Raw genomic sequence first — 24,714 nt, forward strand, 5'->3', positions numbered from 1 at the left:
GTGAATATGCAGAATTATCATGCCAGCCACTCGATGGTTTCAATGGAAGAGCGCCTTCGCGGCGCGGGTTTGCGCCCGACGCGCCAGCGTGTTTCGCTTGCCAGCCTGATCTATGCTCAGGGTGATCGCCATCTTTCCGCTGAAGACCTTCATGAAGAAGCAGTCCTCGCGAATGTGCCAGTATCGCTTGCAACTGTTTACAACACACTGCACCAGTTTACCGAAGCCGGTATGCTGCGCATCATCGCGGTTGAAGGTTCGAAAACCTATTTCGACACCAATATCTCCGATCACCAGCACTTCTTCCTCGAAGGTGAAAATGTTGTGTTCGATATTCCGCATGGTGAGCGCGGCCAGCCAACGGTTTCCAATATGCCCATCGCACCAGAAGGCATGGAAATCGTCAATGTGGACATTATCGTCCGCCTTCGTCGTAAAACGCGATAAGTTATTTGGTAAAAGTTTCTAAGAAGGCGGCCTTTTGGGGCCGCTTTTTTGTTGCGCATCTTAGCCTAAAGTGATTCACCCAAAGCATTCCTTTTAACTGGCGCATCTCATCTTGGACCTCCCAATCCGCATGAATGCGCCGATAACAATTTGACTGGAGACGCCCATGCGCAAGCTGATCATTGCTGCTACCGCTTTTGCCCTGTTCTCAACCGCAAGTGCTTTTGCTGAGAAAATTCGCATTGGTGTAACGCCCGGACCGCATGCGCAGATCATGGAAAAGGTTAAGGAAGTCGCTGCGACTAAAGGAATGGAAATCGATATTCAGGAATTTTCTGATTATGTGATTCCCAACATGGCGCTGGCTGACAAAGCGCTTGAAGCCAATTCCTTCCAGCATCAGCCATATCTCGATAATCAGGTTGCAGATCGCGGATTTCCGATTGAAACGGTAGCGCCAACGGTCAACTTCCCGATGGGCCTCTATTCAAGCAAGCTGAAAAACATCTCGGAACTGGCAGATGGTGCAACCATCGCGATCCCGAATGATCCGACCAATGGTGGTCGTGCACTTCTGGTGCTGGCAGACAACGGTTTGATTAAGCTCGATGCGTCAAAGGGCCTGAAGGTCACGTCGATTGACGTAACGGAAAACCCAAAGAAGCTGAAATTTGTGGAACTGGATGCTGCGCAATTGCCGCGCTCGCTTGAAGATGTCGACGCTGCGGTCATCAATACTAATTATGCGCTGGAAGCAGGTCTTGATCCGGCAGCAGGCGCATTAATCCGCGAAGGCGAAAAGGCACCTTATGTTAATGTGCTCGTTGTGCGTACCGAAGACAAGGATGCTGATTGGGTGAAGACGCTGGTCAGCAGCTATCACAGCCCGGAAGTGAAGCAGTTTATCGCTGATACATTCAAGGGCTCGGTCATTCCGGCCTGGTAAGGTTCGATAGAAAAAGCGGCTTTCGAGCCGCTTTTTTGTATTCTTTAATCAAAGACCTCGTCCGGATAAACGCCCCAGAGGTCAGACTGTCTAATCCAGCCGCGTGTGCCCTGAATATCCATCCGGCACCACTGGCCATTGCATTCGCGTGCGGTGCCGACGACATTTGGTTCAACTTCGGCTGACAGGCCCGAAGTTTCGCTCGGATCGCGGCGCATGGTAATCATCGCGCCCTGATCGTTTTTAAGCCATGGCGCGGTGATTGCGGTCCGCTTGCCCGATAGCAACGACTGGTAGACCCAGCCTTCTGTGCCGTCAGCATCGCGGATACGGCGCCAGTTATCATATTCCTGAATGATTTCGACTGGCAGTCCGGCTTTCATAAACAGCCATGACACCGCATAGTCGCGTCCCGGACCTATGCGCAGATTAACGCGCGCTGGCTTGAGACTGACAAAGCGAGGGACAGGCAGGCCGCTTGCACCCAGAGGTGTGGCGGATTGCTCCTGCGCATTGGCGCCGTGCTTGTGCGATGCCAGCAATGGCGCACCAACCAGCAGCAGAGCAATGCTGCAAAGCGTTGCGATAAAAAAGCGTTGCGAAAGTACCCGGTACAATTCTGACCTCTCGCTGTCCTGTCATGTGGGGCAATTTCAGGACTAGGGGAGGGGCGTCTGAAACTGCGGAATGAATAAATTGCGCGGTTGCCCGCATTTGATGCCGCTCTCGCGGTTCTGTTTTTCTTTGTCTTTGCAGCGCCACCTTGCTAGAGATGAGCAACTGAAGCAAAATCGCATATTGCACCTTCTTGGTTAAGGAGGTCTCAACGTGTGAAACGGCAGGGCAGGTTTCCTGAGAAATCCGTAAGCCTTTTACCGCTGGCTTTGCTCAAAAAATGGGGTGGAGATGTCGAACAAGAAAAAACCACTGGTGGTACTGACCCGGAAACTGCCCGACCCGGTGGAAACCCGAATGCGGGAACTGTTCGACACACGCCTGAATATAGATGACCATCGCATGTCGCAGCCCGAAATTATCGCTGCGATGAAAGAAGCCGATGTTCTGGTGCCCTGCATCACCGATGTGATTGATGCGGCAGCCATTGAGCAGGCTGGTCCCAATCTCAAGCTAATCGCAAATTTTGGTAATGGTGTTGATAATATCGATGTTGCAGCCGCTGCAAAGCGCGGCATCACCGTCACCAACACGGCCAATGTGCTGACCGAAGACACCGCCGATATGACGCTGGCACTTCTGCTGATGGTGCCGCGCCGTCTGGTGGAAGGCGCGAATGTACTGAACGAGCGCGATGGTGAGTGGCCGGGCTGGTCGCCGACATGGATGCTCGGACGCCGTATCTGGGGCAAGCGCCTCGGCATTGTCGGCATGGGCCGAATCGGAACGGCAGTCGCCCGCCGCGCCAAGGCTTTTGGCCTGTCGATCCATTATCACAACCGTAAGCGGGTTAACGCACAGGTTGAGGAAGAGCTGGAAGCGACCTATTGGGACAGTCTCGATCAGATGCTGGCCCGTATGGACATTATTTCGGTCAATTGTCCGTCAACACCAGCGACATTCCATCTGCTCTCAGCGCGGCGCATCGCGCTGATGCAGCCAACCGCCTATCTGGTCAACACATCGCGCGGTCAGATCATTGATGAAAATGCGCTGGTCGATCTGATCGAACAGGGTAAGATCGCCGGTGCCGGGCTTGATGTGTTCGAGCATGAGCCAGCCGCCAATACACGCCTGTTGTCGCTGGCCGAAAAGGGCAAGGTCGTGCTGCTGCCGCATATGGGGTCGGCCACGATTGAAGGTCGTGTCGATATGGGCGACAAGGTCATCATCAATATCAGAGCGTTTTTTGACGGCCATCGCCCGCCGGATCGTGTGCTGCCGAACCGTATTTAATTATTTGCTGGCGGTTACAGGATCGTTCTGTTCGTTGCCAGCAATAAATTTCAGGACCGCATGCGCGTAAAGCCTTGGATTCTCAGCCGGAACGCCATGGCCCGAATCGGGTAAAATAATCAGGCTGGCACCCGGAATATGATGCGCCATAAATTCGGTATGCTCGCGCGTAATCGCCGTATCGCGATCACCGATCACAATTGCTGTGCGCACATTTATCTTTGACAGATCATCCGCGCTGTAATTCGGCTCATTGGCCCAAAGCGCATGGATTTCTTTATCGATGCTTTCATAATGGCGCAGCTCAGGCACAGGCTTACCCTCGGCTCGCGCTAGCGCATAGCCGGTAGAGCCTTCCGGTGACACATTGGCCGCCTGCGCAAATACGCTTTTCAACCTGTCAGGATAGCGCATCGCCATGATGAGGCCGATAATGCCGCCATCGCTCCAGCCAACAAGGTCAACCTTGTCGATCTTGAGATAATCGAGCAGTGCAACATAGTCGTCGGCCATAAGTTCATAGGTGAGTGGTTCGGTGGTGCGGGTCGATCGCCCCTGTCCACGACTGTCAGCAACGATGACTGTGTGATGTTGCGCGAGAATCGGCAGTTGCGCATCCCAGACATGCTGGTCGGATAGGCCGCCATGAATAAGCAGAATCGGCGATCCCTTACCGATAACGCGATAATACATGTCGATGCCGTTAACGCTGGCGAAGCTCGCTGGTGCAGCAGTTATGGTCATGCGGGCGATTCTTTCAAAGGAGACAGCAGAAGGGAAAAAGGCTGTGAGGCTGAGTACCAGCCCTGCAATCCATAATGTCCCTTTGCTCTTCATCGTCTCACGCTTATGGCCTTCTGATGAGCGTCGGCAGATCGTAAAGATAAGCGATGCGTTTGATTGCGTCCTTCAGCGGTTCAAGCGTTACGGTCATTGTATGACCACTGGCATGAAGAAGCATATCGGGCGATTGGCAGATAGCGACATGGCCTTTCCAGAACACGAGATCGCCGCGCTTGAGATTGGAATAATCGGCGTCCGGCTCGATAATGTCACCGAGCGAGTTTTCCTGCATATCCGAATCGCGCAGAACTGATCTGCCCGAAACCCACATCGAAAGCTGCACGAGGCCAGAGCAATCGATGCCAAAGCCTGATGTGCCACCCCAGAGATAAGGCGTATGCAAAAGCGTTTCCGCAACCGCTACAAAGTCATTGGCATGTTCGCTCAAAGGCGCGAGATGCTTTGCGATCAGCGCTTCGCCGGTTTCGAGCAAAGCATATTCAGTGCCGCGCTTTTCCGACGATCCAACGATTCGCACTCGTGAACCGAGCGACAGCGCCTGAGTATGCGGAAAACGCAAATCATTGCCGGGATAAACGAATGTGCGTGGCACGATGACCATATGCGTAGGCTCGCCAACCGGCTTTGCCAGTGAAGCCGCTGAGACGTAGCCAGTATAGCCGTCGCGTTCAGCCTGCACCCAGCACCAGCCATCCTGCTCTTCAAAAACGCGCACCGTGTCACCAAAGATGATCTGCGTTTGCGGTCCGCTGTCGGGGCGTGGTTCGGCGCGAAGATCGACTACTGAATCGGAGACTTGCATCTTTGTGCCTGCGGTGAAGCGACTAGCTTCCACCTGACCATTCAGCCGCTCATCGGCGAGGTCAGGGCGGTAGGCGTTGAGGCGACGGTCAAGCATGCTCACAATGGTAACTCCCGGGCATTGGCGATCACGAGATCACCCAGTCTTTCGACATAGAGCGCACCCGTGACTGTTCTCTTTACTAGCACATTTCTGCGATCTTTTTCATCACGATGCCGGGATACGAGATCGAGCGTTCCCATCGTATCGAGCGCACGCGTAATCACCGGCTTGGTGACATCAAGCTTGGCTGCAAGCCCCCGCACGGTATGCGGAGGCGGCTCCAGATAGATGGTCAGAAGAATCGCGGTCTGCCGCGTTGTGAGGTCAGGCATTTCATCCCGAACCTGCGCCAGTGACAGCGTTCTCAACAATGTCAGTGCCTGCAAAGGCTTCAATTCAACGGGCATATTTTACGCAACGCTTAATATCGTTTCGGTCCCGTATCATTCAACGTCGTTTTTGCTTTGCAGGCAAGAGATTTTATTTCGCGGGATATTTTTGCTTGAGAAGCGCATAGACCGCACGAATAGCCTGTGCTTCGCCACCAACCGGTGAGGCTGGCTTTTCAGCCGGCACCCAGCCGAAAATATCGAAATGCGCCCAGCTTTTTGCCTTCTCGACAAAGCGGCTCAGAAACAGAGCGGCAGTAACAGATCCGGCAAAGCCATCGGTGGTGACATTGTTAATGTCCGCTACACGTGAGGAAAGTTTTTGCGCATATGGCTGCCACAGTGGCATGCGCCACAGTGGATCGGCGGTCTCAATAGCTTTCTCCGCAATGTTCGCTGCCAGTGCATCATCATGCGTATAGAAAGGCGGCAGATCAGGGCCGAGCGCTACACGCGCCGCACCCGTCAGCGTTGCCATATCGATGATGAGTTCTGGCTCTTCTTCATCTGCCAACGCCAGTGCGTCAGCCAGAACCAGACGACCTTCGGCATCGGTATTGCCGATTTCAACGGTTAATCCCTTGCGGCTTTGCAGTACATCGCTCGGGCGGAAAGCATTGCCTGCAATCGAGTTTTCAACCGCCGGGATTAGTACGCGCAGACGAATGGGGAGTTTGACATCCATGATGATGGAGGCAAGGCCCAACACATTGGCGGCTCCGCCCATATCTTTTTTCATGGTTAGCATGCCGCTTGCAGGCTTGATGTCGAGACCGCCGGTATCAAAGCACACACCTTTACCAACCAGCGTAATCTTTGGGTCGCTCTCTTTGCCCCATGTGAGATCGATAAGACGCGGCGCAATGCTGCCTGCGCGACCTACCGCATGGATCATCGGGAAATTCCGTTCAAGAAGTGCGTCGCCCTCAACGGTGCTGATTTTTGCTCCATTTTTCGCCGCAAGATCGCGTGCCGCCTGTTCGAGCGCATCCGGTCCCATGTCGTTGGTTGGCGTATTGATCAGATCGCGCGCCAGTGTAACCGCATCTGCAATGCGCTGTGTTTCGGCTGCATCGACACCTTCCGGCACTGCCAGACGGATGAGCTTGTCGCTGCCCTTGCGGTAACGCGTAAAATTATAACCGCCCATCAGAAAGGCGAGCGTTACGAGTTCTGCATGATCTGGCGTGCCTTCAATATGCCAGTTGCCTTCGGGAAGGCTGCGTGCAAGCTTTCCGGCAAGGAGCTGTGATTGCCCGCTCTGTTCTGCATCGCCTGTGCCAAACAGCGCACCGGCAATCGCGCCGTCTTTACCGGGCAGAACAAGAACACGACCGGCTTCGCCGTTAAAATCATTTGCCTTGGCCCAGGCTGTCGCATCCGGCGAAAGCCCCACTTGATCGACGGCATTCTTTCCGATGAACCAGACAGGGCGGCTATCGGTTGATTTCGCGGTAATGATTTCAACGCTCATGACATTCCTCGGCGATTAGAATTTCTGGTTTAATCAATAAACAAATAGCCACCCGGCGTGAACCGGGTGGCTATTCAAATCTCTATAAAGTGAAACAACTTAGTTTCGTTCAGTCAACTGGATTTGCGCGGCTTTGTAATCAAAAGCGGAAGCGGGCTTTCCGGCAAACAGCGCCATGCCACTGATAACGGCAATAACGGCAAGCGCACCGATGAGTGTGCATTCGATCATCGCTGCACCTGATCTGTTTTTAAAGAAGCGCGTCATCAAAGCCGGCATGTTATTTACCCTGAACTGAAGTCTCGTTGGGTTTCCTTTTAGTGCCTGCCAATTGTGATGAGTTTAAGAAACAAGGAAAATAAAACGTTAATATAGGTCAGGCACGACTTCGATGTGGTTTGGGTTAACGGATGGCAAATGCCGCTAACCGGCATTATATCATTGCAACAGCTTGTTTCTTGTCATGCCCGAAAGATGAAAAATGCCCGAATTGCCTGAGGTTGAAACAGTTCGCCGTGGTTTGCAGCCTTTTATGGAAGGTTCAAAAATAGAACATGTCGAGCAGAACAGGCCTGATTTACGCTTTCCTTTTCCTAATCAATTTGTCGAGCGTCTCACGGGACGCAATATTGATGCATTGGGGCGCCGCGCGAAATATCTGACAATGCATCTTGATGACGGGCTGTCCGTGATCAGTCATCTGGGCATGTCCGGCTCGTTTCGGATTGAGGCGGATGATGGGGAAGAAATGCCCGGCGACTTTCATCATGAACGCTCCAAACTCACCAAGCATGATCATGTGGTTTTTCATTTGAAGCGTGCAAATGGTTCAACCGCCCGCATCATTTATAATGATCCGCGACGGTTCGGCTTCATGCTCTTTGCAGAAGATGGCGCTCTGAATGAACATCCTTTCCTTAAAGGTCTGGGCGTTGAGCCAACCGGCAATAGCCTTTCAGGTGAATTGCTTGGCGCACTCTTTGAAGGCCGCAAGACGCCTCTCAAAGCAGCGCTGCTTGATCAGCGGCTGATTGCAGGGCTTGGCAATATCTATGTCTGCGAGGCGCTGTGGCGCTCGCGACTGTCACCGATGCGTGCCGCAGGCTCTATTGCTAAGGATAAAAAACTTCTCGATCGACTGGCGGAGGATATTCGCACCGTGATTGCCGAGGCGATTGCCGCGGGCGGCTCAAGCCTCAAAGATTATATTCAGGCCGATGGTGCGCTTGGCTATTTCCAGCACTCATTCTCTGTCTATGGGCGGGAGGCGCAGCCATGTCGTGCACCCGGCTGCAAAAATACTATTGAGCGTGCGGTGCAGTCGGGTCGCTCGACGTTTTTCTGCGCTTCGTGCCAAAGTTAACTATCAGCTGGCCTTGTTAAATGGAAACGTCTGGTCCAGCTTGACGGCAGAATACGTACTGGTTTTGGAGGAGAGATTTTCTCATGGCTTATGAAACGATCGTTGTAGAAACACGCGGTGGCGTTGGACTTGTTCGGCTTAATCGGCCACAGGCGCTTAATGCGTTAAACAGCACGGTTCTTAAAGAACTGACTGAGGCGCTTGCCGCTTTCGACAGCGATGGCAAAATTGGTGCAATTGTTCTCACGGGTTCAGAGAAAGCTTTTGCCGCTGGTGCCGACATTAAGGAAATGCAGCCCATCAACTTCGTCGATGCCTATTTACAGGATATGTTTGCCGACTGGCGCAAGGTTGATCGCACCCGCAAGCCGGTCATTGCAGCTGTTTCCGGCTATGCGCTGGGCGGTGGTTGTGAACTTGCCATGATGTGCGATTTCATTATCGCGGCAACCAATGCCAAATTCGGCCAGCCGGAAATTACACTGGGCGTTATGCCCGGCATGGGTGGCTCGCAGCGCCTCACCCGCTATGTCGGTAAATCTAAGGCCATGGATATGTGCCTGACAGGCCGCATGATGGATGCGCAGGAAGCTGAACGCTGCGGTCTGGTCTCACGTCTGGTCGCGCCGGAAGAATTGATTGAGGAAGCACTGAAAGCTGCCGAGCGTATTGCGTCTTTCTCGCAGCCTTCGGTGCAGATGGTCAAGGAATCGGTCAATCGTTCTTATGAGACAACACTTGATGAAGGTCTGCGTTTTGAACGCCGCCTGTTTCATTCGCTTTTTGCGACTGAAGACCAGAAGGAAGGCATGTCCGCGTTTATTGATAAACGGACGCCATCGTTCAAGAATCGCTGATATGATCAGTGCGAGAGGCTATAAATGAGGCACTCTCGCTGGCTTGGACGCCATAATTTGAGCCAGAAGGCCGCATATCCGGCCTTTTGACAGGGCTTGAGATCAGAATCTTCGTTGACGCGAAGCCAAAGCTGATCTATAAGCCCGCCACGGATCGGCGGCCCTAGGCATTATGGCTGCCCTAGAGGTTTTTGTGCCTGACGGTTATTCACCGTGGGCTGCTGACAGAAAAAGAGAGGCATTTATGGCCAATACTCCTTCGGCGAAGAAGGCAGTGCGCAAGATCGCTGCCCGCACCGAAATTAATAAATCGCGTCGTTCGCGCGTTCGCACATTCCTCCGCAAGGTTGAAGATGCGCTCCTGAGCGGCAACAAGGAAGCAGCAACTGTTGCTTTCAAGGCTGCTGAGCCAGAACTGATGCGCGCTGCTTCAAAGGGCGTCGTTCACAAGAATACTGCTGCTCGTAAGGTTTCGCGCCTTGCTGCACGCGTTAAGGCTCTGAACGCCTAATATAATCTAAATTGAGATTAGATTTTGGAAACCCGGCTCATTGTTAGCCGGGTTTTCTTTTTTAGAGCTTTTACAAAGAAACTTAACGACGGATTGTCAGAACATAATTCTTTAGTAATTTTGCATTTGATGAATGAAACCCTCCATGTTTCATTCAGTAGAGAATCGAATTTCCCTTATTTTTTCAAAAGCTTGCAAATTATTGTCCACACTTATCCACAGGCCCCGGAAAGGACTCGGAAGGGGTGATGAGTCAAGAAGATTTTTAAAAATTATTTTCCCGGAGAACATATCGTGTTCATCTAAAAAATAGCCAATCGAAACGCATTGAATCCAAAGGTGTTATTTCCTCAGTGCCCGATTCTCAGTCTTCACCTCGAAGCAATGCAAGTCTTAATTGAAGAAAAAACTATAGATTCGAGGCTTGCTCTTTGCCGCCAGCCTTCGCTAAAGTCAGAGCACAAGAGGGGTGGGCCTTGGCCCGGAGTTAGCATTAAATTGAAGTTTCTTTGGCGTGGGCATGTATGTCTGCGATTGCTTAATTCTGGTCTTAAGTTCCTGATCCTATTAAGTTTGTCTCTTTCGACGATTGCTTACCATTCATTAACGGGATTGCTGCTTTAGGCACATGCTCGTCAATTGAATGGTTGTCGCAAGAGTCGTTCCGGGCAATCAGCCTTGAGCAAGAATTGTATGAGTCGTAACGCGTAGCCGGAAAGGAGCATCCGGGCACCGGTCCGTGATAGCTGTTTGATGCGTAGACCGTTTTGAGTTTGTGTTTGGCCCTCGACATGAGGCGCCAGTGTAGAGTGAGTACCAGCGAGGCGACCTGATCATAAGATCTGGCGACCTTAAGCAGGAAAAAAAGATAAGCGCCGTAAAAATGGCGCGTAAGAATGTGAAGGCAGGCGAGACGATGGCAATGATGACTGGTAAGTCGACGGCAACGATGGGTGATGATGCGCATGCGAACCGTATCCATGGATCTTCTGCAACTGGAAAAGAAAACAGCCTCGTGGTGAGCGCTGAGTCGCCAATTGGTGATGACGTTTTTGAACGTCTGACAGCAAAGCTCAAAGCCCGCGTTGGCAGCGAGATCTATTCGAGCTGGTTTGGTCGCCTTAAGCTTGACGATCTTTCCAAAAGTGTTGTTCGCTTGTCGGTTCCAACAGCCTTCTTGCGCTCGTGGATCAACAATCACTACTCCGACCTGCTGACCGAGCTTTGGCAGGAAGAAAATCCGCAGATTCTGAAAGTTGAAGTTGTCGTGCGCGGAATGAGCCGTGTGGTTCGTGCTGCAGCACCTGCTGAAACGAATGAAGCTTCTGAAACTAAGCCACTTTCAGGTTTGCGTGAGAAGGTGGCTTTCCCTGTCGGTCAGCCAAGCGCTGAAAAGCGTGGCTCAGCAGTTGTTGCAGACTCTGTTGCTGCATCTGGTGCTGTTCTCGGCTCGCCGCTTGATCCGCGTTACACGTTTGATTCTTTCATTGATGGCGCGTCCAATCGTGTGGCCCTTGCTGCTGCCCGCACTATTGCTGAAGCAGGCACAAGTGCAGTTCGCTTCAACCCGCTGTTTATTCATGCATCTGTTGGTCTTGGTAAAACTCACCTGCTACAGGCGATTGCGGCAGCCGCTTTGCAGCGTCAGGAAAAGGCACGCGTCGTTTATCTGACTGCTGAATACTTCATGTGGCGCTTTGCGACCGCTATACGCGACAACAATGCACTTTCGTTCAAGGAACAGCTCCGCGACATCGACCTTCTGGTCATTGACGACATGCAGTTCCTGCAAGGCAAGTCGATCCAGCACGAGTTCTGCCATCTTCTGAACACGCTGCTTGATAGCGCCAAGCAGGTTGTTGTGGCTGCTGACCGTGCACCATCGGAACTGGAATCGCTTGATGTCCGCGTTCGCTCGCGTCTTCAGGGTGGTGTGGCTCTCGAAGTTGCAGCACCAGATTATGAAATGCGCGTTGAAATGATGCGCCGCCGTCTAACGGCTGCACAAGTCGAAGACCCAAGCCTCAGCATCAGCGATGAAATTCTTTCGCATGTTGCTCGCACGGTCACCGGATCGGGCCGTGAGCTGGAAGGCGCTTTCAACCAGCTTCTGTTCCGTCAGTCGTTCGAGCCTAATCTTTCGATTGATCGCGTTGATGAATTGCTTGGCCACCTCACCCGCGTAGGCGAGCCAAAGCGTATTCGCATTGAAGAAATTCAGCGCATTGTTGCGCGACATTACAACGTATCGAAGCAGGATCTGCTCTCGAGCCGTCGCACACGTACCATCGTTAAGCCGCGTCAGGTCGCCATGTATCTGGCCAAGATGTTGACGCCGCGTTCACTTCCGGAAATTGGCCGACGCTTTGGCGGTCGCGATCACACGACGGTTCTTCACGCAGTTCGTAAGATCGAAGATCTTGTTGGTGCTGACACCAAGCTTGCGCAGGAATTGGAACTGTTGAAGCGTCTGATTAACGATCAGGCTGCCTAATTTCGCAGACATCCCCGCTGTTCACAGTGGTTATCAACAAAAAGCCCATGCCGTGTCGATTTGCGACGCGGCATGGGCTTGCTTTTGAGCTTATAAATCTGGCACTTTAACAAACCTTCGGGCGCGATAAGCGCCGTATTGATAAGGGTGTCTGCCCGTTGCGCGGTTGCCCAGTCCTAGAGAGCGAGTGCGTTTCAATATGCGTGTAACCCTGGAACGGTCGAACCTTCTTAAATCCCTCAATCACGTGCATCGCGTCGTCGAGCGTCGCAATACGATTCCGATTCTGTCGAACGTGCTTTTGCAGGCAGAGGGTGCAAGCCTTGCACTGAAAGCCACCGACCTTGACCTTGAAGTCAATGAAGCGACGGCTGCAATGGTAGAGCAGGCGGGTGCCACGACAGTTCCTGCACATCTGCTTTATGACATCGTGCGCAAGCTTCCCGATGGTGCGGAAGTGATGTTGTCGACCAATCCTGATGGCGGCTCGATGTCGGTTGTGTCGGGTAAGTCGTCGTTCCGCTTGCAGTGCCTGCCACAGTCCGATTTCCCGGAACTGACTTCCGGCTCATTCACCCATACATTCCGCATTGAGGCGCTGGCTTTGAAGCGTCTGATTGATCGCACACAATTTGCGATCTCGACGGAAGAAACCCGTTATTACCTCAACGGCATTTATTTCCATGCGATTGAAAGCGATGGCGCACTGAAGCTGCGTGCGGTGGCAACAGATGGCCATCGTCTGGCACGCGCTGAACTTGAAGCGCCTTCGGGCACCGAAGGCATGCCGGGAATCATTATTCCTCGTAAAACCGTTGCCGAACTTCAAAAGCTCGTCGATGTGCCGGATACTGTTGTTTCGGTTGAACTGTCCGATGCAAAGATTCGTTTCACCGTTGGTTCGGTTGTTCTGACGTCCAAGCTGATCGACGGTACATTCCCTGATTATCAGCGGGTGATTCCTTCAGGCAACGATAAGAAGCTTACGATTGGCCGTCAGGATTTTGCTGCTTCCGTTGATCGTGTTTCGACAATTTCGAGCGAGCGCGGTCGTGCGGTCAAGCTTTCGATTGCCGATGGTCAGCTGACGCTCACGGTCAACAATCCCGATTCGGGCAGTGCAACCGACGAACTCGCAGCCGATTATAATGATGATCCAATCGATATCGGCTTCAACTCGAAATATCTGCTCGACATCACCAGCCAGCTTTCTGGCTCGGATGCTGTCTTCATGCTGGCTGATGCTGGTTCGCCAACGCTGGTGCGCGATACCGGCGATGAAGATGTGCTCTATGTTTTGATGCCGATGCGCGTTTAGGGCGTCATATTCCGGCTCTGGCGGCCTGCAAACGGCGCTTTTCTGCGCTTACCTAGGCTCACGTACCTTTAGTACGCTGCGCTCCGGGTCTCGAAAATCACCATTTTCGGCTCGCCATAACCAGAATAGCAACAGTCCTTAAAGAAGCGGATAGTGGAAACAAGAAACAACATAGAAAGCCGCCCGGATCGTGTCTCGGTCCGGCGGCTTAAACTTTCTGATTTCCGTAACTATGCGGAACTCACGCTTCCACTCGGCCCCGGCCATGTTGTGCTGACAGGCGAAAACGGCTCAGGCAAAACCAATCTCATTGAAGCTCTTTCTTTCCTGTCGCCGGGAAGGGGCCTGCGGCGCGCGTCTTATGATGATGTCGCGCGCACGACCGGACATGATGGCTTTGCAATTCACGCCACACTTGATTGCATGATTTATGGTGATGCCGAAATCGGCACAGGTACGGCAGGCGGCGGCGAAGGTGGCCGTAAGGTCCGTATCAACGGTAATGCTGCATCGGGTGACGAGCTTCTTGATTATGCGCGTGTGTTGTGGGTAGTTCCGTCAATGGACGGGCTGTTCACCGGCGGCGCATCGGACAGGCGGCGCTTTCTCGACCGCATGGTTCTGGCCATTGATACAGGCCACGGCAAACGTGTGCTCGATTATGAAAAGGCAATGCGCTCGCGCAATCGTCTTCTGAGTGATGGCAACAACGACAATCAGTGGCTTGATGCGATTGAGAGCCAGATGGCCGAGCTTGGTATCGCTATAGCAGCAGCGCGCGCGGAAGCGATGCGGCTGATTGCTGCGATGATTGAGCGCTTGCCTGCCGAAAGTCCATTCCCGAAAGCTGATTGTTTTCTCGAAGGATCGTTGGAACAGCGCATAGGTCTGGAAGCAGCACTTGATCTGGAAGAGGATTTTCGCCGTCAGTTGCGCGATGGTCGTCCGCGTGATCGCGCTTCGGGGCGCACGCTGGAAGGTCCGCATCGCACCGATTTGATTGTGCAGCATCGGCCAAAATCCATGCCCGCCGCGCTGTGCTCGACCGGCGAACAAAAGGCTCTTTTGATTGGTCTGATTCTGGCCCATGCTCGCCTAACAGGCGAGCTTTCCGGCATGGCCCCGATTCTGTTGCTCGATGAAATCGCGGCACATCTTGATACGGGACGCCGTGCGGCCCTTTTCGGCATTCTTGATGATCTTGGCGGACAGGCCTTTATGACCGGCACTGATCGTTCTCTGTTTGAAGCGCTTGAAGGCGATGCGCAGTTTTTCAATGTTGCAGCGGGCGAACTGACGAAAATCTGAAAATAGTCGCTGACAGCGCATGTGAGCAGGCTTATGTTCAAGCATCATGAATGCATCATCAAAGCCTTTTTCATCTGAAGAATTGGAACGCTATGCGCGCCATATCGTGTTGCCGGAAATCGGCGGACCGGGCCAGCAGAAGCTCAAAGCTGCCCGTGTGCTGATTGTTGGCGCAGGTGGGCTTGGCGCGCCGGTGCTGCAATATCTGGCAGCCGCGGGTGTTGGGACGATTGGCCTCGTCGATGACGACACAGTTTCGCTTTCTAACCTGCAAAGACAGGTGATCCATGACACAGACAGCGTGGGGCATAGCAAGGTTGAGAGCGCCAAAGCGTCTATTGCCCGCATCAATCCGCATGTAAGCGTCGAAACGCACTCCTTGCGGCTTAATGGCGAAAATGCGCAGGCTTTAATCAGTCAGTATGATGTCGTTGTTGATGGCTCTGACAATTTCGCCACCCGCTATGCTTTGGCCGACGCAAGTGCGCTTGCCGAGCGTCCGCTGGTTTCAGGCGCTATGGGGCGCTTTGATGGCACGGTGACAGTGCTTATGCCTTACGCAAAAGGCGCTGACGGCACACAAAATCCGTCCTATCGTGATCTGTTTCCGGATATGCCGCCAGCGGGTTCCATCCCAACATGCGCTGAAGCTGGTGTTCTGGGTGTGTTGCCGGGCGTGATTGGAAGTTTGCAGGCTATGGAAGTGATCAAGCTGATAGCTGGTATTGGTGAACCGCTTGTGGGCCGCTTGTTGCTCTACAATGCATTGAATGTGCGTTTTGAAACTATTCGCTACAAGGCACGCAAACCCAAATGACTTCTGTTCGTATCGCTCCGATTGGTGCAGATTTTGAGCGCTGGAACGAGCTTTTGGAGCTCATTCAAAATAGTTTTGCTTATATGGATGGCGTGATTGACCCGCCATCCTCCGCACATGTGCTGACGGTTGAAAACTTGCAGACAAAAGCCCAGGACGAGCTGGGCTTTGCAGCCTTTCTCGGTGACAGACTCGCTGGCTGTGTGTTTATCAAAGAAAAAGAGGATCACTTCTATCTCGGCAAGCTTGCTGTTGCTCCGGCCTTTGAGGGACAAGGCATTGGTCGTAGCTTGTTGGAAGAGGCAGAGAATCAGGCTGTTGCGCATGGCAAGCCTGAACTAGAGCTGCAAACGCGGATAGAACTCACGCGTAATCATGCTGTTTTTGAAAAGCTTGGTTTTCGCAAGATTGCCGAGACGGCCCATCCGGGTTTTGACCGCACAACGTCTATCACCATGCGCAAAATAATCGCGCATGATGCTTAGCCGGGTAATCTTTTAATACTGCGTAGCGCGGTCAACCACGTTTTCGAGTGTTCCGTCGCGTTCAAAGGCTTCAATCTGACGAATGATCTGCGGAACAATTGCGTTTGCAGACGAGCTTGCTGCCGCATGCGGGGTGATCGTCACTTTTGGATGCGTCCAGAGCGGGCTTTCAGAAGGCAAAGGTTCCTGATTAAACACATCAAGCGTCACTGCAGATAGCAATCCACGATCAAGTGCCGCCAGAATATCCGCTTCATTTTGCAAGCCCCCACGACCCGCATTGATAAGCACAGGTGCACCAAGTGGCCCATCGCTTTTCAATTGTGCGAACATGGTCATAGAGAGGATGCCCTTGGTGTCAGGCGTCAAAGGCAACAGGCAGACGAAAATATCGGCGGTCTTGAGAAAACGCCCAAAACCTTCTTTGCCGCTAAATGTCTGAACGCCATCGATTTCCTGCGGGCGGCGGCTCCAGCCAGTCACATTAAAGCCTAATGTTTTGAGCTTTTCGGCTGCGTCGCGACCAAGCACGCCAAGCCCCATGATGCCGACTGTGACTTCATGTGCTGCCGGCTGGCGCGGATCCTCGTGCCAGATGTGGTTCTTCTGTTGCTTGCGATAGCTTGCGCCGAGACGATGATGATCAAGCACCTGCCAGACGACATATTCGGTCATGCGCATGGTGAGATCATCGGAAATGACACGCACCAGTGGTACATCCGGGATATGCGGATCATGGAACACATGATCAACGCCAGCGCCCAGCGAGAAGATCACCTTAAGATTTGGCAAATTGGTCAGCGAGCCGGGCTTCTGCTTCCACACAAGCGCATATTCGATGTTTGGATCGTTCTCCGCACGCTCTGTCACGACATTGCGTTCAGGCGCATGTGCCTTGAAGCTATCGGTCCAGGTTGCCGGGTCCCAATTGGTTATTGCGAGAAGAATGTTGCCATCATTATTGCTTGTCATTGCTTAACTCCTCCCGGTGTGGCCTCCATGTGGAAAGCCGCTGCCATCAACGCTTTGGTGTAGTCAGTCTTTGGATTGGCAAAGACTTCCTTTGACGTTCCATATTCGACTGCTTTGCCATTGCGCATAACCAGCACATCATTGGCCAGTGCACGCACCACTTTCAAGTCGTGACTTATGAAAAGATAAGCCAGATCATGCTTCTTCTGCAATGCGCGCAGCAGATCGACAACCTGCGCCTGAACGCTCATATCAAGCGCCGAGGTTGGCTCATCCAGCATCACGAATTTTGGGTTGAGCACCATGGCGCGTGCAATCGCGATGCGCTGGCGCTGACCGCCGGAAAACTCGTGCGGATAGCGGAAACGGGTTTCAGGGTCGAGGTTCACCTCCTTGAGTGCAGAAACAACCCGCTCGTCGCGCGCATCGGCAGAAAGCTTCGGTTCATGCACCAGAAGCCCTTCCGCAATGATATCAGCGATGGTCATGCGTGGGCTGAGTGATCCGAACGGGTCCTGAAACACGATCTGCATTTCACGACGCAGCGGCCGCATATCCTTGAAGCTGAATTGCGCAATATCGCGGCCATCAAAGCGGATTTCACCTTTCGATGAAATCATGCGCGAAAGTGCGAGACCAAGCGTGGTTTTGCCAGATCCCGATTCACCCACCACGCCAAGCGTCTGACCTGCACGCAGTTGTACGTCGATGCCGTCCACGGCTTTCACATGATCGACTGTCTTGCGCAGAAAGCCTTTCTTGATTGGAAACCAGACGCGGATATCCTTGCCTTCCATCACCGTTTCGGCAGTGAGGTCGGCTACGGGCGGCTCACCTTTTGGTTCTGCTGCAAGGAGATGTTTGGTATATTCGTGTTGCGGATTTTCGAAAATTTCTTTCGTCGGTCCAGCTTCGACAATCTTGCCTTTGCTCATCACGCAGACGCGATCGGCGATCTTGCGCACAATGCCGAGATCATGGGTAATGAAGAGCATCGACATGCCCTGCGAGGCTTTGAGTTCCGCAAGAAGCTCCAGAATCTGTGCCTGGACAGTCACATCAAGCGCCGTTGTCGGCTCGTCGGCGATTAGCAGTTTTGGCTTGTTTGCCAGTGCCATGGCGATCATCACACGCTGACGCTGCCCACCTGAAAGCTGATGCGGGAAAGATGCGAGGCGTTTTTCCGGTTCGCGGATACCAACCTCATGCAGAAGCTCGAGCGTGCGTTTGCGCGCCGCCTGATCACCCATGCCCTGATGCATTTTTAGGATTTCAGCGATTTGCTGTTCCACCGTATGCAATGGATTGAGCGATGTCATCGGTTCCTGAAAGATCATCGTCACATCATTGCCGCGCACGTGCCGCAACTCTGGCTCGGATGCTTTCATCAGATCCTTGCCGTTGAAAAGAACTTCACCGGAAGGATGGCTCGCAGCCGGATAGGGCAGAAGCTTAAGGATCGAAAGTGCTGATACGGACTTTCCTGAACCTGACTCGCCCACCAGGGCTACGGTCTCTCCTTCGGCGATATCAAAAGAAACACGATCAACGGAAATCCGTTCCTCACCATTCTGGCGGAACGCAACGGAAAGGTCGCGGACGGATAGCAATGGTTTGTTGTTCATCGATCCGCTCATAGAAAGGCCTTTCGCGGATCGAATGCATCGCGCGTTGCTTCACCGATGAAAATCAGCAGCGACAGCATCAGAGAAATGACGACAAAGCCGGTTATGCCAAGCCATGGTGCCTGAAGGTTGTTCTTGCCCTGGGCGAGCAATTCGCCCAGCGAAGCGGAACCTGGCGGCAGACCAAAGCCCAAAAAGTCGAGCGCGGTCAGTGTCGTGATCGAGCCATTGAGAATGAACGGCAGGAAGGTCAGCGTTGCCACCATGGCATTCGGCAACAAATGCCGCCACATGATGGTGCCGTTTTTCACGCCAAGCGCGCGGGCTGCATTCACATATTCAAAGTTTCGGGCGCGCAGGAACTCAGCGCGGACGACGCCGACGAAAGCCACCCATGAGAATAGCAGCATAATTCCGAGCAAGACCCAGAATCCGGGTGGTAATATCGCTGCAATTATCAGCAGCAGATAAAGCACCGGGATCGAAGACCAGATTTCGATGACGCGCTGGAAGATCAGATCGACCCAGCCGCCGAAATAACCCTGCACAGCACCAGCCGTTACGCCGATCACGGCTGAGAAGAAGGTGAGGATCAGGCCGAACAGCACGGAAATGCGGAAGCCATAAAGCGCACGCGCAAACACATCACGCGCCTGATCGTCTGTGCCGAGCCAGTTGAAGTTACCGACAATACAATTTGGATCATTCACACCGAGTGGATAGCGTTGGCAGCGCTGCTCGGCTGTATAAAGCCAGAATGGCTTGGATGGCGCAGCTTCTGGAATATCGTTATTGACCGTGTTGTAGGAATAGCGAACCGGCGGCCAGAGTGCCCAGCCATTGCTATTAATCTCGTCCTGAATAACCGGATCGCGATAATCCGTGACGGCATAAAAGCCGCCAAATTTCTCTTCCGGGTAATCAACAAAAACCGGCGTCAGCAGCTCGCCCTTGTAGGAAACGAGGATGGGTTTGTCATTTGCGATAAACTCGGAGCAAAGCGCCGCGACAAGCAGAAACAGGAAAATCCACAGCGACCAGTAACCGCGCTTATTGGCTTTGAAATTCTGCCAGCGTCGTTTGTTGAGCGGCGATAGAAACGGGCGCTTTACGGGCTTGGCGATCGGGTTGAGAGTGGCGTCTGTCATCACACGTCCCTCCGGTCAAAGTCGATGCGCGGATCAATCCATGTGTACATCAGATCAGACAACAGGCCGACCAGAAGGCCGATCAGTGAGAAAATAAACAGGCTGGCAAATACCACTGGATAATCACGATTGATAATCGACTGATAGCCGAGAAGCCCCAGACCATCGAGCGAGAAGATTGTTTCGATCAGCAGTGAGCCGGTGAAAAAAGCCGAGATAAATGCGCCCGGAAAACCGGCAATCACGATCAGCATCGCATTGCGAAACACATGGCGGTAAAGCACCTGATGTTCCGTAAGTCCTTTGGCGCGTGCGGTCGTCACATATTGTTTGCGGATTTCTTCCAGAAATGAATTCTTGGTCAAAAGCGTTGTGGTGGCAAAGGCCGACAGCACGAGCGCTGTTACCGGCAGAACCATGTGCCAGAGATAATCACCGATCTTTCCCCAAACTGACATCTGAGCAAAATCCGGCGAGGTGAGGCCGCGCAGCGGGAACCAGTCGAAGAACGAACCACCCGCAAACAGCACAATCAGCAGGATCGCAAACAGGAAGCTCGGAATAGCATAGCCGACGATAATGATGGCGCTGGTCCATGTATCAAAGCGGGTGCCTTCTTTGATCGCCTTGCGAATGCCCAGCGGGATCGAAATCAGATAGGACAGGAACGTGAGCCAGAGGCCGAGCGAGATCGAGACCGGCATCTTTTCTTTGATAAGGTCGATGACGCTGATATCGCGGAAGTAACTGCGGCCAAAATCAAAGCTCATGTAGCTCCAGAGCATATGGCCAAAACGCTCAAGCGGCGGCTTATCGAAGCCGAATTGCTTTTCAAGGTCGGCAATGAATTGTGGATCAAGACCCTGCGCGCCGCGATATTTGGAATTGACCGAGCCGCTATCGATAGCGGTTTGTCCGGCATCCGCGCCGCCGCCGGAAATACGATCAAGAGCGTCGCCCCCCTGACCGGATAGCTGCGCAATCACACGTTCGACAGGTCCACCGGGCGCAAACTGAACCACAGCAAAAGATATAGCCATAATGCCGAGGATCGTCGGAATCATCAGAAGCAGGCGGCGGAAAATATATGCGCCCATCAGCTCTCAATGCTCCGCATGTTCAGATTGCTCTCTCGGCTTGCCAATAGTTTCGCCTTTTTACTTTTTAAAATTACGGTTTAGTCCACCAAAGCGTCTCAACCGGAAAGCCATAATCGGGTTTCGGCTCCTTAAAGCCAAACCGATCCCAATAGGCAACCAGGTGATTCGCTGCTGTCCAATTTGGAATCCACTCCAGCCGGATACGCAAGTAGCGATCTAGCACCCGGATTGTTGCAATGAGCTCGTCGCGTGTGGAAACCTTGCCGACATCGTCGATTAGTGCGTCGATTATCGGGTCGGAAGTTCCCGGGAGATTATAGCTGCCCGGTGTTTTGGCTGATTGCGAACCGAACATGCCCGCGAGTGATTCTTTTGTGGGGGTTGCGCCAAACTGCATCGCTATGCCCACGAGATCAAAATCGAAATCCTGCATTCGCGCCTGATATTGGCTGGGGTCGACCAGTCGCAAACTGGCATCAATGCCGATTGCCCGCATTTTCTGCACAAACGGATTATAGATGCGGGAGAAGCTTTCCGAATTGCTGAGTATCTCCAGCGAGAATTTTTCTCCGCTCTGGCTGTGAAACTGGCCGTTCTTGCGTTCAAAGCCTGCCGCATGCATCAGCTCAATAGCGCGTGAAAACTGCTTGCGGTCACGACCGGAACCGTCCGAGACAGGCATGAGCGATACATCGTCAAACGCCGCTTCCGGAATTTTTCCACGATAGCGTTCCAGCACCTTCATTTCGTCCGGCGTTGGTACGCCCACGGCCTGAAAGTCAGAACCATTGAAGTTGGATTGCGAGCGTTCATAGGTGGAATAGAACAGGTTCGCATTGGTCCATTCAAAGTCGAAACAGAGATTGATTGCTTCGCGTACCCGCGGATCTCGAAAGCGTTCGCGGCGCTGGTTGAGCGCCCATGCCTGCATCAAAGGGCGCTTTTCTCGCGGGAAGGTGCGTTTGATAATCTTCTTTTGCTCGATAGCCGGGAAGTCGTAGGCCGTAGCCCAGTTTTTAGCGATGCTTTCCTGCCGAAAGTCGATACTGCCTTTCTTGAAAGCTTCAAATTCCGGTTGGCGATCACGGTAAAACTCAATGCGCAGAAGATCGAAGTTGTTGGAGCCGCGCTGCACCGGCAAATCTTTGGCCCAATAATCTTCAACGCGTTCATATTCGATTGACTGACCGGCGACTACTTTTCCGACGCGATAAGCGCCCGATCCAAGGATGACGTCCATGTTGGCCGTATCTAAATCGCGACCTTTAAACCAGTCTTTAGACAAGATCGGTAGTGTCACGGCATCAAGAATAGCGCTGGCACCACGATCAGCAGCAAAGTGCATCTCGACTTCGCGCTTGCTAATTTCCTTTACAGTCTCAAGCGCTGCAAGCGTTTGCCTTATATGCGGGTGGCCCTTTTCTTTCAGCGTCGTGTAAGTGAATACGACGTCTTTCGCTTCAATCGGTGAACCGTCATGAAAACGCGCTTCCTTGCGCAGTTTAAAGAGGCAGGTTTGCCGATCTTTGGAAAGCGTGACGCTTTCTGCAATCAACCCATAGACTGCATCCGGCTCGTCCAGCGCTGAAGCCATAAGACCGTCAAAGGTCAACTCCATACGTGGCGGCGCATCACCTTTGAAAGTCAACGTATTCAGTGTGTTGAATGTCGCCGTATTCTGGTTCCAGTACCATGTATTTGGTGCGAGCGTGAACGTACCGCCCTTAAGCGCTTCCGGGTTCACATAATCGAAATGCGTGAACTCGGGCGGGTATTTCAGTTCGCCAAAGGCCGACAGTCCGTGCAAGGGCTTATCAACGGCAAGCTTTGCAAAAGCTTTTCCCGGCAAGCAGGCAGCGATGGCTGCACTGCCTGTAAGCCCGAGAAAATGGCGGCGATCCATGCGAAGAGCGGTCATTCTATTGGTACTCTACTGGGTGCCAGTCTTGATCTTTGATTCCTTTGCAGGATCTACCCACCACGAAAACGGGTCAATTCCCATATAATCGGGTTGCTTATCGGGCATACCAAACTTGTTCCAATAGGCCACATTGATGTGGTCAGAATACCATTGCGGAATGACATAGTAGTTCCACAACAGCGCACGATCGAGCGCGTGGCTTGCCGCTACCAATTCGTCACGATCTTTCGCATAGATGATGCGGTCAATCAGCTTGTCGATGGCTGGATTCTTGATACCCGCATAGTTACGGCTCCCTTTGAAGTCTGCTGCTTTCGAGCCCCACATATCGCGCTGCTCGTTGCCCGGAGAGGCAGTTTGTGCGGTAACAGACGATATGACGTCATAGTCAAAATCATTGAGGCGGGCCTGATACTGGGCGGCATCGACGGTGCGAATTCGTGCATCAATACCGATCTTTTTCAGGTTTTGGATATAGAGATTGTGGACACGCTCAAACGTTGGGCCGTCATCTAAAAACTCAATCGTGAACTGCTTGCCATTGGCGTCAACCAGCTTGTTGTTCTGTAATTTCCAGCCTGCTTCACCGAAGAGTTGCAGTGCCTTACGAAGATTATCGCGTGTTGCCTGCGGCGTGTCATAAACGGGCGCTTTAAACTCGTCTGTGAGGGCTGCTGCGGGCAGCGCATCTTTTACCGTTTCAAGAATTGCTTTTTCCTCAGCCGTTGGCGGCCCATCGAGCTGCAATTCATTGCCAGAGAAATAGCTGTTGATGCGGGTATATTGGTTGAAGAACAGCAAACGGTTCATGGTTTCAAAATCGAAAGCATATGTCAGCGCTTCACGCACTTTCGGATCCTGGAACTTGTCTTTGCGTGTGTTGAGGAAATAGCCCTGCATCCGCCCCACAGCATTATATGGGAAGGACTTCTTCACCACATCGCCGCGCTGTACCGCGGGGAAATTATACTGCTCGGCCCAACGCTGCGCCCGATTTTCATTACGATAATCGTATTGGCCACCTTTTTTGAAGGCTTCCCACGTTGCGTCTTCGCTTAAGTAATACTCGTACCGCACTTCATCAAAATTGTTGCGGCCAACACTATCCGGCAAATCCTTGCCCCAATAGTCGGCAACGCGCTCCCATACGACTGAACTACCCGGCACGGCGCTCTTGATCTTATAAGCACCTGACCCCAGCGGAATTTCCAGTGTCGGACGGCTGATGTCGCGTTGCCTTCCCTGTGCATCTTTGCCCTCCCACCAGTGCTTCGGAAGCACGGCAAGCTGCCCTAAGATTTGCGGAAGTTCGCGGTTGCCCTTTTCTGAGAAGGTAAATTTCACTTCATGGTCGCCGGTCTTTTCGACTTTTTCGACGTCGCCATAATACTTGTTATACATAGGCGACTGCTTTTTCAGCACGTCGAATGACCAGATGACATCATCTGCGGTGATCGGTTGGCCATCATGCCATTTCGCATTGGGATTGAGCTTGAACTTCACCCATGAATAATCATCAGGATACTGCAACGCTTCCGCGATCAGTGGATATTGTGTTGAACCCTGATCAAGCGAGTCGCTCATTAGCGTGTCGTAAAGCATCCCGCCGCCGAATGGGGCGAGGCCAGCTGCTGGCACACCTTGAATGACGTAAGGATTGAAGCTGTTGAATGTGCCAACCGCGACCTGATTGAGCGCGCCACCTTTCGGCGCATCAGGATTTACGTGGTCATAATGCTTGAAACCAGCTGGATATTTGGGTTCGCCGATAAGGCTGGAAGAGGTATGCCATTGTGGTTCGCCGTCCGCCGCGTAACCAAAGGATACCGCGTTCGCCAACATGGTGACTGCGAAAGCGCCCGCCCAAAAACCCTTCATCCAGCATCTCCGTTTCTGCTTCGGATATATTGGGACCAAGTTTTATGGGTTTTTGCGGAGGAAGAAAGGCGCTCGGGCAATAAATAGCTGGTCTAACTAAAT

At 52.7% G+C, this 24,714-nt stretch carries 23 protein-coding genes; 11 read left to right on the top strand and 12 right to left on the bottom strand.

Annotated elements, in window-relative coordinates; translation table 11 throughout:
- The first annotated feature begins 6 nt into the window (after nucleotides 1-6).
- A complete protein-coding gene (gene irrA / locus WH356_RS05510; protein ID WP_339509510.1) occupies nucleotides 7-447 on the top strand; it encodes an iron response transcriptional regulator IrrA in 441 nt (146 codons plus the stop codon).
- A 166-nt stretch (nucleotides 448-613) separates the two neighbouring features.
- A complete protein-coding gene (locus WH356_RS05515; protein ID WP_339509185.1) occupies nucleotides 614-1,393 on the top strand; it encodes a MetQ/NlpA family ABC transporter substrate-binding protein in 780 nt (259 codons plus the stop codon).
- Nucleotides 1,394-1,437: 44 nt separating this feature from the next.
- On the opposite strand, the gene WH356_RS05520 is transcribed toward WH356_RS05515, so the two are convergent.
- Complete coding sequence (locus tag WH356_RS05520) at nucleotides 1,438-2,010, bottom strand: SH3 domain-containing protein (RefSeq protein ID WP_339509186.1); 573 nt, start codon at nucleotides 2,008-2,010, stop codon at nucleotides 1,438-1,440.
- A gap of 289 nt (nucleotides 2,011-2,299) precedes the next feature.
- On the opposite strand from WH356_RS05520, the gene WH356_RS05525 reads away from it, so the two are divergent.
- Complete coding sequence (locus WH356_RS05525) at nucleotides 2,300-3,304, top strand: 2-hydroxyacid dehydrogenase (RefSeq protein WP_339509187.1); 1,005 nt, start codon at nucleotides 2,300-2,302, stop codon at nucleotides 3,302-3,304.
- On the opposite strand, the gene WH356_RS05530 is transcribed toward WH356_RS05525, so the two are convergent.
- The 5 genes from WH356_RS05530 to WH356_RS05550 all read right to left on the bottom strand — a co-directional run bounded on the left by WH356_RS05530 (nucleotide 3,305) and on the right by WH356_RS05550 (nucleotide 7,094).
- Entirely contained in the window at nucleotides 3,305-4,141 is an 837-nt protein-coding gene (locus WH356_RS05530) for an alpha/beta fold hydrolase (protein WP_339509188.1), read from the bottom strand.
- Between the two features lie 10 nt (nucleotides 4,142-4,151).
- Nucleotides 4,152-5,006, bottom strand: a complete 855-nt coding sequence (locus tag WH356_RS05535; RefSeq protein ID WP_339509511.1) for a C40 family peptidase — start codon at nucleotides 5,004-5,006, stop codon at nucleotides 4,152-4,154.
- A gap of 2 nt (nucleotides 5,007-5,008) precedes the next feature.
- A complete protein-coding gene (locus tag WH356_RS05540; protein WP_313827534.1) occupies nucleotides 5,009-5,359 on the bottom strand; it encodes a MarR family winged helix-turn-helix transcriptional regulator in 351 nt (116 codons plus the stop codon).
- A gap of 73 nt (nucleotides 5,360-5,432) precedes the next feature.
- On the bottom strand, nucleotides 5,433-6,815 hold the full coding sequence (locus WH356_RS05545; protein WP_339509189.1) for a leucyl aminopeptidase family protein: 1,383 nt from the start codon (nucleotides 6,813-6,815) through the stop codon (nucleotides 5,433-5,435).
- Nucleotides 6,816-6,914: 99 nt separating this feature from the next.
- On the bottom strand, nucleotides 6,915-7,094 hold the full coding sequence (locus tag WH356_RS05550; protein WP_339509190.1) for a Flp family type IVb pilin: 180 nt from the start codon (nucleotides 7,092-7,094) through the stop codon (nucleotides 6,915-6,917).
- Nucleotides 7,095-7,296: 202 nt separating this feature from the next.
- Between WH356_RS05550 and mutM the strand changes: the two genes are divergently transcribed.
- The 8 genes from mutM to WH356_RS05590 all read left to right on the top strand — a co-directional run bounded on the left by mutM (nucleotide 7,297) and on the right by WH356_RS05590 (nucleotide 15,968).
- Nucleotides 7,297-8,178, top strand: a complete 882-nt coding sequence (mutM, locus tag WH356_RS05555) for a bifunctional DNA-formamidopyrimidine glycosylase/DNA-(apurinic or apyrimidinic site) lyase (protein WP_339509191.1) — start codon at nucleotides 7,297-7,299, stop codon at nucleotides 8,176-8,178.
- Between the two features lie 83 nt (nucleotides 8,179-8,261).
- A complete protein-coding gene (locus WH356_RS05560; protein WP_339509192.1) occupies nucleotides 8,262-9,035 on the top strand; it encodes an enoyl-CoA hydratase in 774 nt (257 codons plus the stop codon).
- 244 nt (nucleotides 9,036-9,279) lie between these two features.
- Nucleotides 9,280-9,546, top strand: a complete 267-nt coding sequence (rpsT, locus tag WH356_RS05565) for a 30S ribosomal protein S20 (RefSeq protein WP_187543721.1) — start codon at nucleotides 9,280-9,282, stop codon at nucleotides 9,544-9,546.
- Between the two features lie 922 nt (nucleotides 9,547-10,468).
- A complete protein-coding gene (dnaA, locus tag WH356_RS05570; protein ID WP_421565397.1) occupies nucleotides 10,469-12,040 on the top strand; it encodes a chromosomal replication initiator protein DnaA in 1,572 nt (523 codons plus the stop codon).
- 199 nt (nucleotides 12,041-12,239) lie between these two features.
- Nucleotides 12,240-13,358, top strand: coding sequence for a DNA polymerase III subunit beta (gene dnaN / locus WH356_RS05575; protein WP_339509193.1), 1,119 nt, complete (start codon nucleotides 12,240-12,242; stop codon nucleotides 13,356-13,358).
- A 153-nt stretch (nucleotides 13,359-13,511) separates the two neighbouring features.
- Nucleotides 13,512-14,666: a DNA replication/repair protein RecF gene (recF, locus tag WH356_RS05580; protein WP_339509194.1), complete on the top strand. Its 1,155-nt coding sequence runs from the start codon at nucleotides 13,512-13,514 to the stop codon at nucleotides 14,664-14,666.
- A gap of 46 nt (nucleotides 14,667-14,712) precedes the next feature.
- Nucleotides 14,713-15,483 carry a molybdopterin-synthase adenylyltransferase MoeB gene (locus WH356_RS05585; RefSeq protein WP_339509195.1) on the top strand — a complete coding sequence of 257 codons (771 nt, stop codon included), beginning with the start codon at nucleotides 14,713-14,715 and terminating at the stop codon, nucleotides 15,481-15,483.
- Nucleotides 15,480-15,968: a GNAT family N-acetyltransferase gene (locus WH356_RS05590; protein ID WP_339509197.1), complete on the top strand. Its 489-nt coding sequence runs from the start codon at nucleotides 15,480-15,482 to the stop codon at nucleotides 15,966-15,968. Before WH356_RS05585 ends, WH356_RS05590 begins: the two co-directional genes overlap by 4 nt.
- Nucleotides 15,969-15,980: 12 nt before the next feature.
- Here the strand turns inward: WH356_RS05590 and WH356_RS05595 are convergent, their stop codons facing one another.
- From WH356_RS05595 to WH356_RS05620, 6 genes are all read right to left on the bottom strand, one after another.
- Nucleotides 15,981-16,940, bottom strand: coding sequence for a 2-hydroxyacid dehydrogenase (locus WH356_RS05595; RefSeq protein ID WP_339509198.1), 960 nt, complete (start codon nucleotides 16,938-16,940; stop codon nucleotides 15,981-15,983).
- The gene (locus tag WH356_RS05600; protein WP_339509199.1) at nucleotides 16,937-18,565 is read right to left on the bottom strand and encodes an ABC transporter ATP-binding protein; all 1,629 of its coding nucleotides are present in this window, start codon (nucleotides 18,563-18,565) and stop codon (nucleotides 16,937-16,939) included. Before WH356_RS05600 ends, WH356_RS05595 begins: the two co-directional genes overlap by 4 nt.
- An 8-nt stretch (nucleotides 18,566-18,573) precedes the next feature.
- A complete protein-coding gene (locus tag WH356_RS05605; protein WP_339509200.1) occupies nucleotides 18,574-19,713 on the bottom strand; it encodes an ABC transporter permease in 1,140 nt (379 codons plus the stop codon).
- A complete protein-coding gene (locus WH356_RS05610) occupies nucleotides 19,713-20,810 on the bottom strand; it encodes a microcin C ABC transporter permease YejB (RefSeq protein WP_339509201.1) in 1,098 nt (365 codons plus the stop codon). Before WH356_RS05610 ends, WH356_RS05605 begins: the two co-directional genes overlap by 1 nt.
- Nucleotides 20,811-20,883: 73 nt before the next feature.
- The gene (locus WH356_RS05615; protein WP_339509202.1) at nucleotides 20,884-22,731 is read right to left on the bottom strand and encodes an extracellular solute-binding protein; all 1,848 of its coding nucleotides are present in this window, start codon (nucleotides 22,729-22,731) and stop codon (nucleotides 20,884-20,886) included.
- Nucleotides 22,732-22,743: 12 nt separating this feature from the next.
- Nucleotides 22,744-24,612 carry an extracellular solute-binding protein gene (locus WH356_RS05620; protein WP_339509203.1) on the bottom strand — a complete coding sequence of 623 codons (1,869 nt, stop codon included), beginning with the start codon at nucleotides 24,610-24,612 and terminating at the stop codon, nucleotides 22,744-22,746.
- Nucleotides 24,613-24,714 lie beyond the last annotated feature (102 nt).

This window comes from Ochrobactrum sp. MYb379, from assembly GCF_037479515.1.
GTDB lineage: Bacteria > Pseudomonadota > Alphaproteobacteria > Rhizobiales > Rhizobiaceae > Brucella.

Excerpts from the sequence above, each read along its gene's own strand:
- WH356_RS05560 (WP_339509192.1), top strand. The coding sequence starts at position 8,262 with ATGGCTTATGAAACGATCGTTGTAGAAACACGCGGTGGCGTTGGACTT.
- WH356_RS05540 (WP_313827534.1), bottom strand. The coding sequence starts at position 5,359 with ATGCCCGTTGAATTGAAGCCTTTGCAGGCACTGACATTGTTGAGAACG.
- WH356_RS05615 (WP_339509202.1), bottom strand. The coding sequence starts at position 22,731 with ATGACCGCTCTTCGCATGGATCGCCGCCATTTTCTCGGGCTTACAGGC.
- WH356_RS05525 (WP_339509187.1), top strand. The coding sequence starts at position 2,300 with ATGTCGAACAAGAAAAAACCACTGGTGGTACTGACCCGGAAACTGCCC.
- WH356_RS05595 (WP_339509198.1), bottom strand. The coding sequence starts at position 16,940 with ATGACAAGCAATAATGATGGCAACATTCTTCTCGCAATAACCAATTGG.
- WH356_RS05620 (WP_339509203.1), bottom strand. The coding sequence starts at position 24,612 with ATGAAGGGTTTTTGGGCGGGCGCTTTCGCAGTCACCATGTTGGCGAAC.
- rpsT (WP_187543721.1), top strand. The coding sequence starts at position 9,280 with ATGGCCAATACTCCTTCGGCGAAGAAGGCAGTGCGCAAGATCGCTGCC.
- WH356_RS05600 (WP_339509199.1), bottom strand. The coding sequence starts at position 18,565 with ATGAACAACAAACCATTGCTATCCGTCCGCGACCTTTCCGTTGCGTTC.
- WH356_RS05610 (WP_339509201.1), bottom strand. The coding sequence starts at position 20,810 with ATGGGCGCATATATTTTCCGCCGCCTGCTTCTGATGATTCCGACGATC.
- WH356_RS05550 (WP_339509190.1), bottom strand. The coding sequence starts at position 7,094 with ATGCCGGCTTTGATGACGCGCTTCTTTAAAAACAGATCAGGTGCAGCG.
- WH356_RS05590 (WP_339509197.1), top strand. The coding sequence starts at position 15,480 with ATGACTTCTGTTCGTATCGCTCCGATTGGTGCAGATTTTGAGCGCTGG.
- WH356_RS05585 (WP_339509195.1), top strand. The coding sequence starts at position 14,713 with ATGAATGCATCATCAAAGCCTTTTTCATCTGAAGAATTGGAACGCTAT.
- WH356_RS05530 (WP_339509188.1), bottom strand. The coding sequence starts at position 4,141 with ATGAAGAGCAAAGGGACATTATGGATTGCAGGGCTGGTACTCAGCCTC.
- WH356_RS05535 (WP_339509511.1), bottom strand. The coding sequence starts at position 5,006 with ATGCTTGACCGTCGCCTCAACGCCTACCGCCCTGACCTCGCCGATGAG.
- WH356_RS05545 (WP_339509189.1), bottom strand. The coding sequence starts at position 6,815 with ATGAGCGTTGAAATCATTACCGCGAAATCAACCGATAGCCGCCCTGTC.
- WH356_RS05515 (WP_339509185.1), top strand. The coding sequence starts at position 614 with ATGCGCAAGCTGATCATTGCTGCTACCGCTTTTGCCCTGTTCTCAACC.
- dnaN (WP_339509193.1), top strand. The coding sequence starts at position 12,240 with ATGCGTGTAACCCTGGAACGGTCGAACCTTCTTAAATCCCTCAATCAC.
- irrA (WP_339509510.1), top strand. The coding sequence starts at position 7 with ATGCAGAATTATCATGCCAGCCACTCGATGGTTTCAATGGAAGAGCGC.
- mutM (WP_339509191.1), top strand. The coding sequence starts at position 7,297 with ATGCCCGAATTGCCTGAGGTTGAAACAGTTCGCCGTGGTTTGCAGCCT.
- dnaA (WP_421565397.1), top strand. The coding sequence starts at position 10,469 with ATGATGACTGGTAAGTCGACGGCAACGATGGGTGATGATGCGCATGCG.
- WH356_RS05605 (WP_339509200.1), bottom strand. The coding sequence starts at position 19,713 with ATGACAGACGCCACTCTCAACCCGATCGCCAAGCCCGTAAAGCGCCCG.